We start from the raw sequence: 551 nt of genomic DNA on the forward strand, positions 1-551 counted from the left end.
CATCCCCCGCCCTCCCCGGCGCAGGCCGGGCGCGTGGCGTAGAAGCGGGCGAGCTCGCGGATCTCGGCCTCGGAGAGCGCGCCCATGACCGCGCGCATCGCCGCGTGCGGGCGCTGGCCGTTGCGGTACTGGAGCATCGAGGCCACGAGATAGTCCTCGTCCTGTGCCGCGAGATGCGGCGTCCCGCGTTGCGGCGAGCGGCCCAGGGGCCCGTGGCAGCTCGCGCACATCCCGATCGCCCGCGGCGCCGCGGCGAGCTCCCGCCGCTCCTGCTCGCGGGCGCAGGCGGCCGCCGCGAGCAGCGCGGCGAGGACAGGCCGCCGCAGGAACGGGCACGCGGTCGGCCGCAGGGCCACGCCCAGCGAGTTCACGCTCATCTTGGGTTCTCCGCCGAGGAGGCAGACCGGGAGGCGAGGGCCGGTGCACGCAGCGGCGGCGGCGCGAGCAGCGGGTGACCTTCCGGCCAGGGCAGATCGGGTGTCTTCTTGGCCTGGAACAGCTCGAGCCAGGTGCGACTGCGGGCGATGGCCTCGCGGTCGCCGAGCTTGGCG

The 551-nt window shown here is 76.0% G+C and carries 1 protein-coding gene; it reads right to left on the reverse strand.

What is annotated here, in order from left to right; translation table 11 throughout:
* The coding region (locus tag NZU74_20770) for a hypothetical protein (GenBank protein ID MCS6883758.1) at positions 1–377 on the reverse strand (377 nt) is incomplete at its 3' end.
* Positions 378–551: the final 174 nt, after the last annotated feature.

The sequence above is a fragment of the Chloroflexaceae bacterium genome, assembly GCA_025057155.1.
GTDB lineage: Bacteria > Chloroflexota > Chloroflexia > Chloroflexales > Chloroflexaceae > JACAEO01.